Source organism: Achromobacter sp. CF-sbj1-Ac2-l, from assembly GCF_052698165.1.
On record NZ_CP199855.1, the window covers coordinates 2,558,339 to 2,571,925 of the forward strand.

Consider the following 13,587-nt stretch of genomic DNA (forward strand, 5'->3'; position numbering starts at 1 on the left):
GCATTGGTGCGTGTCTGACCCGCCAGGCGGGCGCCGGGCCGGCATATACTCGACGCTTTGCCGCTCCCTAGGTGTTCCATGGCGTCATTGCCGGTCGCTCACTCCCTGCCAGGCCGCGCCCGCTGCCAGTCATTGCTTGCCGCCTGCCTGTGCGCGCTGGCGCTGGGCGGATGCGCCTCGGGCGCACCGCAACGGGTCAGTCTGGTGCCGGTCGACATGACCGAATCGGCCGGCCGGCTGCAATTGTCGCGTGAGGTGGTGGCGAAGCTGCCCAACGACGCCGCCGTGACGCTGCCTTCCGGCTCGCAATGGCGGCGGGCCGGCGCCATCGTGCAGGGCGACGTGTTCCGGCCGCTGGGCGGTCCGTTCGCGATTGACTTGCCGCGCCGCACGGACGCCTATCTGGTGGCCTCGTCCGGCAAGCTGGTGGGGTTCTACCTGCCGGCCGACAGCAGTTACATCGAGCTGTCCCGCCCCGTCGTCCTGCCTGGAGCGGTGCGGCAGTGACGGCGCGCGCGGCCGGCGATCGCCGGTTGCGCGACCGAGTGGGCCCGGCGCCCATGGCCGGACCCTGTCATTTTCAGCCGCGATCCAGGCCGACTTCCTGCAGCACCGTGGTCGAGATCTCCTCGATCGACTTGGTGGTGGTGGACAGCCAGGAGATACCCTCGCGGCGCATCATGCGCTCGGCCTCGGCCACTTCATAGCGGCACTGCTCCAGTTGCGCGTAGCGGCTGTTGGGACGGCGTTCGTTGCGCACCTCGGCCAGGCGCTCGGGCTGGATCGACAGGCCGAACAGCTTGGCGCGGTGCGGCGCGATGGTCGAGGGCAGGGTGCCGCGCTCGAAATCGTCCGGCGTCAGGGGGAAGTTGGCGGCCTTGATGGCGTACTGCATGGCCAGGTACAGGCTGGTCGGAGTCTTGCCGCAGCGCGACACGCCCACCAGGATGACATCGGCCTGGTCGAGCTGGTTGACGAACTGGCCGTCGTCGTGCGCCAGGCTGAAGTTGATGGCGTCGATCCGGTTGCGGTACTTTTCCGAATTGGCCTGCATGTGCGAGCGGCCGATGGAATGGCTGGATTTGAGCCCCAGCGCCTGCTCGATGTGGCTGACGAAGGTGCCGAACAGGTCGAGGAAAATGCCGTTCGCCTGGCGAACACGGGCGAGGATGTCGGGATTGACCAGGGTGCTGAAGACGATCGGCGGCACCCCGGCTTCCTGGGCGCTGCGGTCGATGCGCATGGCCACTTCGGCGGCTTTTTCCAGCGTGTCGACAAACGGCAGCCGCACCGGCTTGAAATCGACTTGTTCGAACTGGGAAAGCACCGACTGGCTGAAGGTTTCCGCGGTGATACCGGTACTGTCGGAAACGATGTATACCGTGCGTACGATCGGGGTAGATGTCATATGTAAAAATTCCAACCAGGCGGATGGCCGGATGTGCTCCTCCGAGTACAATCAGGCCCCTATAAGTCACCCCAAGGGCGGTCCAAGGCCAGTTTGGTCAGCGCAGGCGGATCGGCGAAATCCGGGCGGTAAGCCGGCGTCGAATCTGCATTGACCAAACTCGCTTTCATTCCATTGTAAAAGGTGACTTCAATGTCGTACGTTGTTTTGTTCGAGCAGCTCCGCATGACGGACGTGGACTCGGTAGGAGGCAAGAACGCATCACTAGGCGAAATGATCAGCCAGTTGTCTGGCGCGGGTGTCCGCGTGCCGGGCGGCTTTGCCACGACCGCTGACGCCTTCCGCGACTTCCTCAAGGCCTCCGGCTTGGACAAGCGCATCGCCGAACGCCTGACCACCCTGAACCCCGAAGACGTGCGCGAGCTGGCCAACGCCGGCGCGCAGATCCGTCAATGGATCGTCGAAGCGCCGTTCTCGGCCGAATTCGAAGCGCAGATCCGCGACGCCTTCGCCAAGCTCGACGCCGATGGCAAGGGCTCGTTCGCGGTGCGCTCGTCCGCCACTGCCGAAGACCTGCCCGACGCCTCGTTCGCCGGCCAGCAGGAAACCTTCCTGAACGTGGTCGGCATCGACGACGTGCTGGACAAGATCCGCCACGTGTTCGCTTCGCTCTACAACGACCGCGCCATCTCCTATCGCGTGCACAAGGGCTATGCTCACGCCGATGTGGCCCTGTCGGCCGGCATCCAGCGCATGGTGCGTTCGGACAAGGGCAGCGCCGGCGTGATGTTCACCATCGACACCGAATCGGGCTTCCAGGACGTGGTGTTCATCACCTCGTCGTACGGCCTGGGCGAAACCGTGGTGCAGGGCGCCGTCAACCCCGACGAGTTCTACGTCTTCAAGCCCACGCTGGCCCAGGGCCATTTCCCCATCGTCGGCCGCCGCATCGGTTCCAAGCTGATCAAGATGGAGTTCGACCCCGAGCGTCCGGAAGGCCGCGCCGTGCGCACGGTCGACGTGCCGGTGTCCGAGCGCAACCGCTACTCGCTGACCGACGACGAGGTCATCGAGCTGGCCCGCTACGCTGTCATCATCGAGAAGCACTATGGCCGCCCGATGGACATCGAGTGGGGCCGCGACGGCGTCGACGGCAAGATCTACATCCTGCAGGCGCGTCCGGAAACGGTGAAGTCGCAGCAGGGCGCCAACGACGTGCAGCAGCGCTACCGCCTGAAGGCCACCGGCCAGGTCCTGATCACCGGCCGCGCCATCGGCCAGAAGATCGGCTCGGGCCCGGTGCGCGTGGTCGGCGACATCTCCGACATGGACAAGGTGCAGCCCGGCGACGTGCTGGTCACCGACATGACCGACCCCAACTGGGAACCCGTCATGAAGCGCGCCTCGGCGATCGTGACCAACCGTGGCGGCCGTACCTGCCACGCGGCCATCATCGCGCGCGAACTCGGCATTCCGGCCGTGGTGGGCTGCGGCAACGCCACCGACGTGCTCAAGGAAGGCCAGGCCGTGACCGTGTCGTGCGCCGAGGGCGACGAAGGCCGCATCTATGACGGCCTAATCGAGACCGAAGTCGAGGAAGTGCGCCGTGGCGAGATGCCCGCCATCGACCTGAAGATCATGATGAACGTGGGCAACCCCCAGTTGGCGTTCGACTTCGCCCAGATCCCCAACGGCGGCGTCGGCCTGGCGCGCCTGGAATTCATCATCAACAACAACATCGGCATCCACCCGAAGGCGGTGCTGGACTACCCGAACGTCGACGGCGAGCTGAAGAAGGCCGTGGAATCGGCCGCCCGCGGCCATGCCAGCCCGCGCGCCTTCTTCGTCGAGAAGATGGCCGAAGGCGTGGCCACCATCGCGGCGGCCTTCTACCCGAAGCCCGTGATCGTGCGCATGTCGGACTTCAAGTCCAACGAGTACCGCAAGCTGGTCGGCGGTTCGCGCTACGAGCCCGAGGAAGAGAACCCGATGCTGGGCTTCCGCGGCGCCTCGCGCTACATCGCCGACGACTTCGCCGAGTGCTTCCGCATGGAATGCGAAGCGCTCAAGAAGGTGCGCGATGACATGGGCCTGACCAACGTCGAGATCATGGTGCCGTTCGTGCGCACCCTGGGCCAGGCGGAAAAGGTGGTCAACCTGCTCGCCAAGCACGGCCTGGCGCGCGGCGAGAACGGCCTGAAGCTGATCATGATGTGCGAAGTGCCGTCCAACGCCATCCTGGCCGACGAATTCCTGCAGTACTTCGACGGCTTCTCGATCGGTTCGAACGACATGACCCAGTTGACCCTGGGCCTGGACCGCGACTCCGGCATGGAACTGCTGGCGGCCGATTTCGACGAACGCGACGACGCCGTCAAGTTCATGCTGCGCCGCGCGATCAAGGCTTGCCTGGCCGCCAACAAGTACGTCGGCATCTGCGGCCAGGGCCCCAGCGATCACCCGGACTTCGCGCAGTGGCTCACGGACGAAGGCATCCTGTCGATGTCGCTGAACCCGGACACGGTGGTCGACACCTGGCAGCGCCTGGCGAAGTAATCGCCGGTCCGCATGCAAAAAGGCCCGCGCCAGGGATGGCGCGGGTTTTTTTTTGCCATCCGGCCGTCCCAAGGTGAAAACGTCGCTTCGGGTACGGCGGCGCGTGCGAGGCTTGCGCCTGGCGCGCGCGGCGTTGGAAGAGGAGGGCGCCGCGGCCGACCGCGCCGCGTGGGGGCGCGCCCTGGACTCAGGCCGCCTTGGCCTCGCGCTCGATCAGTTCGCGCTTGCGTTCGATGCCCCAGCGGTAGCCGGCCAGCGAGCCGTCGGTGCGCACCACGCGGTGGCAGGGAATCGCCAGCGCGATGTTGTTGGTGGCGCAGGCGCGCGCCACCGCGCGCACCGAGCGCGGCGAGCCGATGCGTTCGGCGATGTCGGTGTAGGTGGCGGTGGTGCCGACGGGGATCTCGCGCAGCGCTTCCCAGACGCGGCGCTGGAACGCGGTGCCGCGCACGTCCAGCGGCAGGTGCAGGCCCACCGCGGGATTCTCGACGAAACCGACCACCGCCGCCATCCATTGCTCGAATTCGCGGTCGGCGCCGATCAGCCGGGCGGCCTTGAAGCGGTCCTGCAGGTTGCGCACCAGTTGTTCGGGGTCTTCGTGCAGCGCGATTTCGCAGATGCCGGTGTCGCTGGCCGCCACCAGCAGGGCGCCCAGCGCGCACTGGCCCACGGCGAAGCGGATTTCGACGCCTTCGCCGTCCTTGCGGAAGGCGGTGGGCGTCATGCCGAGGATGGCCGGCGCCGCCTCGTAGAAGCGGCCGCTGGAGTTGAAGCCGGCGCCGTACATGGCGTCGGTGACGCTGGCGCTCTGGCGCAGTTGCTGGCGGGCGCGGTCGGCGCGCAGCGCGTTGGCGTAGGCCTTGGGCGTGATGCCGGTGGCCGCCTTGAAGATGCGGTGGAAATGGAAGCGGCTCATGCCGGCCTGTTCGGCCAGTGTGTTCAGGTCCGGCGGCTGCTCGGCCTCCAGCGCCCGGCAGGCGCGTTCGACGGCGGCGGCGTGCTGTTTGCTCAAGGGGGCGGCGTGGGTCATGTCGGGCTCCAGGGGCGCGCCGGTTTGCGCGCTTTCGACCATGTTCTCAAAGGCCTGCCCGCGCCGCACTCCGGTTGTTGCCGGGAGCGGCCTGTGCCCCTGGCCGGGGCCTCAGGCGGGCGCGTAGGCGTCCAGGAAGCGGCGCACCAGTTCGCCCGACACTGGGGTGGCGCGCACGTTGGCGGACAGGCCGGGCACATCGAGGTTTTCGGCGGCGTAGCGGCGGCCGAAGCGTTCGAGGTGGGCGCGCACGAAATCGGGGCCGAATTCGGGGTGGAACTGGGTCGAGAAGATGTTGCGGCCGATGCGGATCATCTGGTGCGGATCCAGGTCGGAACGCGCCAGCACGGCGGCGCCGGGCGGCAACTGCAGCACGGTCTGCGCATGCAGCATCTGGGCCGGGAAGGTGGGCGGCAGGCCGGCCAGCAGTTTGTCGCCGGCGGCGGCGGGCAGCAGCTCGACCGTCTGGGTGCCGACTTCGCGGCCGGCGGGGTTGTAGCCCACCTTGCCGCCCAGGGCGTGCGCCAGGAGCTGGTGGCCGTAGCAGATGCCGAACATCGGCAGGCCGGCCGCGGCGGCTTCGCGCAACCAGGCGGCGGTGGCTTCGCTCCAGGGCTCCAGGTCGGTGACCATGGCCGGCGACCCGGTGATCAGGGCGGCGCGGTACTGGTCCGGCGCGCGCGGCCGTTCGCCGGCGTGGACGGCGACCACTTCGAGGGCGTCGGGCGCCAGGCCGGAGGCCCGCGCCAACTGTTCGGCATAGCCGCCGAACTGGCTCTTGAGCGTATCGTCCGGGTCGCCCGTGTGCAGGATGAGGACGGGACGGGCGGGGGAGATTGCAGCGGTCATTGGGGGTGTATGCGTGGTAAATGCCAGCGGCCGGGGACGGCAGCCAGCGCACATCATAATCCAGGCGATTGTCCGAGGTGGGCGGGGGCGTCACCGCGGCGTCATGGAAATACGTACAATCCGCTGACCGACTCATCCTTTCAGGCAAACGTAACTATGTGGATTTGGTTAGGGCTGGCCGCGCTGGCGCTCATCGGCGAACTGGCGACAGGAACCTTCTACCTGCTATTGGTGGCGCTGGGATTGGCCGCGGGGGGCGTCGCCGCCTGGCTGCTGGCGGGCCTGGAGTGGCAACTGGTGGCGTGTGGCGTCGTGCTGCTGCTGGGCCTGCTGGTGCTGCGCAAGACGCGCGTCCTGAAAAAGCGCGAGGTCGACGCCTCGCGCAACGCCGACGTCAACCTGGACATCGGCCAGACCGTCAAGGTGGAAGCCTGGAGCCAGGACGGCACCGCGCGCGTCTGGTACCGCGGCGCGCACTGGCAGGCGGAACTGGCCGAGGGGCAGCCGGCCCACGGCGGCGAACACATCATCACCGAAATGCGCGGCACGCGCCTGGTCCTGACTCCGAAGGGGGACGCGACCGGCGCCACGCGCTAGGGCGTGGCGGCGTGGAAGGCTCCTTGCCTTTGCGCGCCGGCCCGTTCCAAGGCAGGACCCGGACCCGCGCAGACGGGCCGGCCGCAGCAGGCGCCCTGGCTATCGCGGACAGGCGCGTCACCGCATTCACCCCAGAAGAGGCACTACACCATGATGGACACTTCCACTATCGTCCTGCTTGTTATCGTCGCACTGGCGATCCTGATCGTCATCAAGGCGATCGCCATCGTCCCCCAGCAGCACGCCTGGGTGGTCGAGCGGCTGGGCAAGTTCGACCGCGTATTGTCGCCGGGCGCCGGCTTCGTGATCCCGTTCATCGAGCGCGTGTCGTACAAGCATTCGCTCAAGGAAATCCCGCTGGACGTGCCGAGCCAGGTCTGCATCACGCGCGACAACACCCAACTGCAGGTGGACGGCGTGCTGTACTTCCAGGTGACCGACCCGATGCGCGCGTCGTACGGTTCGTCCAATTACATCTCGGCCATCACGCAGCTGGCGCAGACCACGCTGCGCTCGGTGATCGGCAAGATGGAACTGGATCGCACCTTCGAGGAACGCGACGCCATCAACAGCACCATCGTGTCGTCGCTGGACGAGGCGGCGCTGAACTGGGGCGTGAAGGTGCTGCGCTATGAGATCAAGGACCTGACCCCGCCCAACGAGATCCTGCGCTCGATGCAGGCGCAGATCACCGCCGAGCGCGAGAAGCGCGCGCTGATCGCGGCCTCGGAAGGCCGCCGCCAGGAGCAGATCAACATCGCCACCGGCGAACGCGAAGCGGCCATCGCCCGTTCGGAAGGCGAGAAGCAGGCCCAGATCAACCAGGCGCAGGGCGAGGCCGCGGCGGTGCTGGCGATTGCCGAAGCCACCGCCAAGGCCATCACGCAGGTGGCCGACGCCGTGCGCCAGCCCGGCGGCATGGAAGCGGTCAACCTGAAGGTGGCCGAGCGCTACGTCGAGGCCTTCGGCAACGTGGCCAAGGAAGGCAACACGCTGATCCTGCCGGCCAACCTGGCGGACGTGGGCGGCATGATCGCCTCGGCCATGACCATCGTCAAATCCACCCGCAACAGCTGAACCGCGCGCCGCCTGGCGCATTGCCCATGATCGCTCCCGTCCATTTGCTGTCGATCGCAGTACTGACGGGAGTGCTATCGCTGTGCGTGCTGGGATCCCTGGCGCGCAGCGGCATGGCCGGGATCCGCGAAACCATACGCGCCAACCTGCTCACGCTGTTGGCGTTTTTTCTGTTCGGGCTGCAGGCCACCGAGGCGCCGCGCTGGCTGTCGATCGTGCTGCCCAATGTGCTGATCGGGCTGGCGCTGTGCGCCTACTACACCGGTATCCGGCGCCTGCTGGGGCAGCGGGTGCCGCGCCACCTGATGGGGCTGGCCTGCGGCGCGGCCTGGCTGGTGCTGGCGGGATATACCTACCTGGACAACCAGGTGGCGCCCCGCATCGTGGCCATGTCGACGCTGCAGATGGGCTTCATGTTCGCGGTGGCGGCGGCGGTGTGGCGGGGACTGCCCGCCAACCGTTCGCGCTACAGCTATTACTTCGTCTGGTCGGTGGCGATGATATCCGGCCTGACCTGCGCGCTGCGGTCGGTGCTGTTCGCGTCCGGCGTGGCCTGGGCCGATTTCCTGCTGCAACCGACCAACTGGAACATTGTGTTCATGACGCTGGGCGTGCTGGCGATGCCCTGCCTGACGCTGGGCACGATCATGATCATCCACGACCGCATGCTGGCCGATCGCGAGCACGAGGCCAGCACCGATTTCCTGACAGGGTTGATGTCGCGCAAGGCATGGTGGCTGCAGGCGGAGCGCTTTTGCGCCCAGGCGCTGCGCACGCGGCGGCCATTGTCCCTGATGCTGCTGGATATCGACCACTTCAAGCGGATCAACGATACGCACGGCCATGCCGCCGGCGACGCGGTGCTACGCCATTTCGGCCTGCTTGCCACGGCCACGTTGCGAACCGGCGATCATGTCGGCCGGGTGGGGGGCGAGGAATTCAGCGTGCTGTTCGCCGATTTGCGCAGCGACGCCGTGATGGACGTGGCGCAGCGCTTGCTCGACTCGGTGCAGCGCACGCCCTGCGCCCATGGCGGCAGCGTGATTGCCTATACGTTCAGCGCCGGGGTGGCGGAGTGGCTGCCGGGCGAGAACCTGCAGGCCTTTTTTGAGCGCGCCGACCGCATGCTGTACGCGGCCAAGCAGGGCGGCCGCAACCGGGTGCTGGGGCCGGGCATGCAGCCGGCCGAGCGCGTGCCGCTGCCGGCGGCCGCCTGATTCAACTGTCTTTGCGCGACGCCCGCGTGTCGTGCTTCATGATGCGCTCCTTCTCGCGCTGCCAGTCCTTCTCGCGTGCGGTGTCGCGCTTGTCAAAGAGCTTCTTGCCGCGGCCCAGCGCGAAGTCGAGCTTGATGCGGCCGTTCTTGTAGTGCAGGTTGAGCGGCACCAGCGTGTAGCCGCGCTGCTCGACCTTGCCGATCAGCTTGCTGATTTCCTCGGCCTTGAGCAGCAGCTTGCGGGTGCGCATGGCGTCCGGGTGGATGTGCGTGGACGCGGTGGGCAGGGGGCTGACGTGCATGCCCAGCAGGAACAGTTCGCCATCGCGCACGATGACGTAGCTTTCCTTGAGCTGCACGCGGCCATCGCGGATCGCCTTGACTTCCCAGCCCTGGAGAACCAGGCCGGCTTCGTAGCGGTCTTCGATGAAATAGTCGTGCGTGGCCTTGCGGTTATCGATAATGCTCATCTTGTGGGGCCCAATATGCCCGTTTGTTCTTCGTTTGTGCTCGTTTGCGCCCCGGCGGCGCAGTGCCGGTAAAATCCTATCATTCTAGCCATTTGCGATAGTCGATGCACAAAGTACAGCGATCCGTCCTGGTGCCCTACAGCGCCGCCCAGATGTTCGACCTGGTCGCCGACGTGGAAAAGTACCCCGAGTTCATGCCGTGGTGTGGCGGCGCCGAGGTGCAGACGCGCGACGAGCACGGCATGCAGGCGTCCATCCTGATCAGTTTCGCGGGCATGAAGCAGCGCTTCACCACGCGCAACCGGCACGTCTACCCCGACCGCATCGACCTGGAACTGGTCGATGGCCCTTTTTCCAGCCTGGTGGGGCACTGGGAGTTCCAGCCGTTGGCCGAGGATGCCTGCAAGGTGCTGTTCACCATGGAATACGCCTTTTCCAACCGGGCGCTGGAGATGGTGGTGGGGCCGGTGTTCAACCGCATCGCCACCAGCTTCATCGATTCCTTCACCAAGCGCGCGCAGGCCAAGTATGGGGAATGAGCCGTCCGCCGACGGGCAGATCGCCGTGTCGGTCTGCTATGCCCTGTCGGCCCAGGTCTGGCTGCGCGAGGTGCGGCTGCCGGCCGGCGCGACCGTGGCGGACGCCCTGCGCGCCAGCGGCTTCGCCCAGGCCTTCCCGGTGGTCCAGCCCTGGGAGCGGGGCGTGGGCGTGTTCGGCCGCGCGGTCGAGGCCGCCACGCCGCTGGCGGACGGCGACCGGGTGGAGATCTACCGCGGGCTGAGCTTCGATCCCAAGGAATCGCGCCGCCGCCGCGCCGAGCACCGGCGCGCCAGGACCGCTCGCAACGGCCGCGTGCGTCCGGCCGGATTGCTGTAGCAGTCGGCCCCGGGGCGCGCGCCGCCGGAGCCCGGCGGGCTGCCGCCACATTGTCATCATCAGGACAAATCACGCCGGCCCTTCCGGCGTAACATTGACGGCGCCGCACCCTTACGTTTACGTCAACGTCATGTCAAAATGATCCGGCTGACGTTCACGAGACGGCAGCAACGCCAACAGACAATACCGATGACATCAGGAGACAGGCTGTGGACTTGGAACTGACCGACGAGCAGCGCGCGTTCGCGCAGGCCGCGCGCGACTATGCCGAGGGCGAACTGGCGCCCCATGCGGCGCAGTGGGATGCCGAGGGCATCTTCCCCAAGGAGGCGTTCGCGCGCGCCGGCGAGATGGGCTTCTGCGCCATCTATGCCAGCGAGGACATCGGCGGCCTGGGGCTGCCGCGCCTGGACGCCACCCTGGTGTTCGAGGAAATGGCCGCCGTCGATCCGTCGACCACCGCGTTCCTGACGATCCACAACATGGCCACCTGGATGGTCGGCAAGTGGGGCCAGCCGGCCCTGCGCGAGGCCTGGGGGCCGCTGCTGGCCAGCGGCCAGAAGCTGGCCTCGTACTGCCTGACCGAACCGGGCGCCGGCTCCGACGCCGCGTCGCTGTCGACCCGGGCGCAGCGCCAGGGCGACCACTACCTGCTCAATGGTGCCAAGGCCTTCATTTCGGGCGGCGGCGATACCGACCTGCTGGTGGTGATGGCGCGCAGCGGCGGCGAGGGCGCGGGCGGCATCAGCGCCTTTGCCGTGCCCGCCGACAGCGAGGGCATCAGCTACGGCCGCAAGGAAGAGAAGATGGGCTGGAACAGCCAGTCCACCCGTCCGATTGTGTTCGAGAACGTGCGTGTGCCCGCCGGCAACCTGCTGGGCGAGGAGGGCGAGGGCTTCAAGATCGCCATGAAGGGCCTGGACGGCGGCCGCATCAATATCGGCACCTGCTCGGTGGGCGCGGCCCAGGGCGCGCTGGACGCGGCCCGCCGCTACATGGACGAGCGGCGCCAGTTCAACCGCCGCCTGGCGGAATTCCAGGCGCTGCAATTCAAGCTGGCGGACATGGCCACCCACCTGGTGGCGGCGCGCCAGATGGTGCGGCTGGCGGCCTGCAAGCTGGACGCCGGCGCGCCCGACGCGGCCACCTACTGCGCGATGGCCAAGCGCTTTGCCACCGACATGGGCTTCCAGATCTGCCTGGACGCCCAGCAGATCCACGGCGGCTATGGCTACCTGCGGGACTATCCCTTGGAGCGTCTGGTGCGCGATACTCGCGTACATCAGATTCTGGAGGGGACAAACGAGATCATGCGCGTGATCATCGCCCGCCAATTGTTGGAAAAAGGAGCCGACATAAGATGAATGCACCGGTGCTGTTCGAAGAAAGGGCCGCCGCCAATGGAATGCGCTTCGGGATCGCGACGCTGAATTCGCCGCAGACCCTGAACGGGCTGTCGCTGGAGATGGTCGACCTGCTGGCAGAGCGCCTGGACGCCTGGGCGCGCGATCCGGCGGTGGCGCTGGTGGTGCTTCAGGGCGCGGGCGAGAAGGCCTTCTGCGCCGGCGGCGACCTGCATGGCCTGTACCGCAGCATGACCGAGAACGCCGGCAAGGGCGCGTGGGGCAATGCCTACGCGCGCCGTTTTTTCGAGCATGAATACCGCCTGGACTACCGCATCCACAGCTACCCCAAGCCGGTGCTGTGCTGGGGCCACGGCATCGTCATGGGCGGCGGCATCGGCCTGATGATGGGCGCCAGCCACCGCGTGGTCAGCGAGACCTCGCGCCTGGCGATGCCGGAAATCTCCATCGGCCTGTTTCCCGATGTCGGCGGTAGCTGGCTGCTGAACCGCATGCCGGGCCGCATCGGGGTGTTCCTGGCGCTGACCGGCGCGCAGATCAATACCGCCGACGCGTTTTTCGCCGGCCTGGCGGACTTCCGCCTGAACCACGAAGACTGGCCCAAGCTGCTGGCTTCGCTGGAGGAACAGCCCTGGGCCGGCCAGGCCGCAGGCGGCGCGGAGGATGCGATCCCGCCGCGCTCGATCAACGACGGCCTGTTGCGCCGGGCGCTGACGGCGCTCGAACCGCAGACGCCGCTGGAGGGCGGTCACCTGCGCCAGCACTCGTTCATGATCAACAGCCTGTGCAGTGGCAACCGCCTGGACGAGATCTACGAGGAACTGGCCGGCCTGAAGGACCATGCCGACCCGTGGCTGGCGCGCGCCGCCGCCACCATGCTGGCCGGTTCGCCCGGTTCGCTGCGGCTGTCGTTCGCGCTGCAGCAGCGCATGCGGCTGCGGTCGCTGGACGATGTGTTCCGCGCGGAGTACATCGCCGCGCTCCATTGCACCGCGCATGGCGATTTCGCCGAGGGCATCCGCGCGCTGCTGATCGACAAGGACAAGACGCCGCGCTGGAACCCCGCGGTGCTGGACATGGCCACCGAGGCCTGGGTGCAGAAGTTCTTCGACGAGCCCTGGCCCGAGGGCCAGCCGCATCCGCTGGACGACCTGGGCAAGGAAGGCCGCTGACGTCCGCCGCGGAGCGGGCCGGCATCGCGTCGCAACACTGATTTCATACCTACAGCAATAGCAACAGGAGACAGGACATCATGAGCAGTATCGCGTTTATCGGTTTGGGCAACATGGGCGCGCCCATGGCATTGAATCTGGTCAAGGCCGGCCACAGCCTGACGGTGTTCGACCTGGTGCCGGCGGCGGTCAAGGTGCTGACCGATGCGGGCGCCAAGTCGGCGGCCTCGGCCGCCGAGGCGGTCAAGGGGGCCGAGGTGGTGATCTCGATGCTGCCGGCCAGCAAACACGTCGAAGGCCTGTACCTGGACCAGGACCTGCTGGGCAAGATTGCGTCCAGCGCGCTCGTGATCGAGTGCAGCACCATCGCGCCGGACTCGGCCCGCAAGGTGGCGCAGGCCGCCGAGGTCCGCGGCATCGCCATGATCGACGCGCCGGTCTCGGGCGGCACCGGCGGCGCCGCCGCGGGCACGCTGACCTTCATCGTCGGCGGCCAGTCCGCCGCGCTGGAGCGCGCCCGTCCGGTGCTGGAGAAGATGGGCAAGAACATCTTCCACGCCGGGCCCGCGGGCGCCGGCCAGGTCGCCAAGATCTGCAACAACATGCTGCTCGGCATCCTCATGGCCGGCACCTCCGAGGCGCTGGCGCTGGGCGTGGCCAACGGCCTCGATCCCAAGGTGCTGTCGGACATCATCGCCAAGAGCTCTGGCCGCAACTGGGCCACCGAGCTGTACAACCCGTGGCCCGGCGTGATGGAACACGCCCCGGCCTCCAAGGGCTATGCCGGCGGCTTCGGCGTCGACCTGATGCTCAAGGACCTGGGCCTGGCGGCCGAGGCGGCGCTGTCGGCGCGCGCCTCGATCCCGCTGGGGGAACTGGCGCGCAACCTGTATTCGCTGCACAGCGCGGGCGGCTCGGGCCGGCTGGACTTCTCCAGCATCGTCAATCTGGTCAAGCGCGACCAGGACTGAC

At 67.4% G+C, this 13,587-nt stretch carries 14 protein-coding genes; 10 read left to right on the forward strand and 4 right to left on the reverse strand.

The window, feature by feature from the left end:
* Positions 1-78 precede the first annotated feature (78 nt).
* Positions 79-507, forward strand: a complete 429-nt coding sequence (locus tag ACUDCK_RS11700) for a hypothetical protein (protein WP_175167444.1) — start codon at positions 79-81, stop codon at positions 505-507.
* Positions 508-580: 73 nt separating this feature from the next.
* Here the strand turns inward: ACUDCK_RS11700 and ppsR are convergent, their stop codons facing one another.
* Positions 581-1,408: a posphoenolpyruvate synthetase regulatory kinase/phosphorylase PpsR gene (gene ppsR, locus ACUDCK_RS11705; RefSeq protein WP_054502802.1), complete on the reverse strand. Its 828-nt coding sequence runs from the start codon at positions 1,406-1,408 to the stop codon at positions 581-583.
* A 192-nt stretch (positions 1,409-1,600) separates the two neighbouring features.
* Between ppsR and ppsA the strand changes: the two genes are divergently transcribed.
* Entirely contained in the window at positions 1,601-3,964 is a 2,364-nt protein-coding gene (gene ppsA / locus ACUDCK_RS11710) for a phosphoenolpyruvate synthase (RefSeq protein ID WP_175167443.1), read from the forward strand.
* A gap of 187 nt (positions 3,965-4,151) precedes the next feature.
* Here the strand turns inward: ppsA and ACUDCK_RS11715 are convergent, their stop codons facing one another.
* Complete coding sequence (locus ACUDCK_RS11715; protein WP_054507600.1) at positions 4,152-4,994, reverse strand: bifunctional transcriptional activator/DNA repair enzyme AdaA; 843 nt, start codon at positions 4,992-4,994, stop codon at positions 4,152-4,154.
* A gap of 111 nt (positions 4,995-5,105) precedes the next feature.
* The gene (locus ACUDCK_RS11720; protein ID WP_169535749.1) at positions 5,106-5,843 is read right to left on the reverse strand and encodes a glutamine amidotransferase; all 738 of its coding nucleotides are present in this window, start codon (positions 5,841-5,843) and stop codon (positions 5,106-5,108) included.
* A gap of 156 nt (positions 5,844-5,999) precedes the next feature.
* Between ACUDCK_RS11720 and ACUDCK_RS11725 the strand changes: the two genes are divergently transcribed.
* From ACUDCK_RS11725 to ACUDCK_RS11735, 3 genes are all read left to right on the forward strand, one after another.
* Positions 6,000-6,440, forward strand: a complete 441-nt coding sequence (locus ACUDCK_RS11725; protein ID WP_006394517.1) for an NfeD family protein — start codon at positions 6,000-6,002, stop codon at positions 6,438-6,440.
* Positions 6,441-6,590: 150 nt separating this feature from the next.
* On the forward strand, positions 6,591-7,517 hold the full coding sequence (locus ACUDCK_RS11730) for an SPFH domain-containing protein (RefSeq protein ID WP_049074219.1): 927 nt from the start codon (positions 6,591-6,593) through the stop codon (positions 7,515-7,517).
* Between the two features lie 26 nt (positions 7,518-7,543).
* Positions 7,544-8,734 carry a GGDEF domain-containing protein gene (locus ACUDCK_RS11735; protein WP_175167442.1) on the forward strand — a complete coding sequence of 397 codons (1,191 nt, stop codon included), beginning with the start codon at positions 7,544-7,546 and terminating at the stop codon, positions 8,732-8,734.
* A gap of 1 nt (position 8,735) precedes the next feature.
* Here ACUDCK_RS11735 and smpB read toward each other — a convergent pair whose 3' ends face one another.
* Positions 8,736-9,203, reverse strand: a complete 468-nt coding sequence (gene smpB / locus ACUDCK_RS11740) for an SsrA-binding protein SmpB (RefSeq protein ID WP_006385177.1) — start codon at positions 9,201-9,203, stop codon at positions 8,736-8,738.
* Positions 9,204-9,307: 104 nt separating this feature from the next.
* On the opposite strand from smpB, the gene ACUDCK_RS11745 reads away from it, so the two are divergent.
* From ACUDCK_RS11745 to mmsB, 5 genes are all read left to right on the forward strand, one after another.
* Positions 9,308-9,742: a type II toxin-antitoxin system RatA family toxin gene (locus ACUDCK_RS11745; protein WP_006385176.1), complete on the forward strand. Its 435-nt coding sequence runs from the start codon at positions 9,308-9,310 to the stop codon at positions 9,740-9,742.
* Positions 9,732-10,079 (forward strand): RnfH family protein, encoded by a 348-nt coding sequence (locus ACUDCK_RS11750; RefSeq protein WP_054472210.1) that lies wholly within the window; start codon positions 9,732-9,734, stop codon positions 10,077-10,079. The genes ACUDCK_RS11745 and ACUDCK_RS11750 overlap by 11 nt, the downstream gene beginning before the upstream one ends.
* A gap of 209 nt (positions 10,080-10,288) precedes the next feature.
* Positions 10,289-11,443: an acyl-CoA dehydrogenase family protein gene (locus ACUDCK_RS11755; RefSeq protein WP_054502796.1), complete on the forward strand. Its 1,155-nt coding sequence runs from the start codon at positions 10,289-10,291 to the stop codon at positions 11,441-11,443.
* Entirely contained in the window at positions 11,440-12,615 is a 1,176-nt protein-coding gene (locus ACUDCK_RS11760) for an enoyl-CoA hydratase/isomerase family protein (RefSeq protein WP_064524479.1), read from the forward strand. The genes ACUDCK_RS11755 and ACUDCK_RS11760 overlap by 4 nt, the downstream gene beginning before the upstream one ends.
* 80 nt (positions 12,616-12,695) lie before the next feature.
* Positions 12,696-13,586, forward strand: a complete 891-nt coding sequence (gene mmsB / locus ACUDCK_RS11765) for a 3-hydroxyisobutyrate dehydrogenase (protein WP_175167441.1) — start codon at positions 12,696-12,698, stop codon at positions 13,584-13,586.
* The last annotated feature ends 1 nt before the right edge of the window (position 13,587 follow it).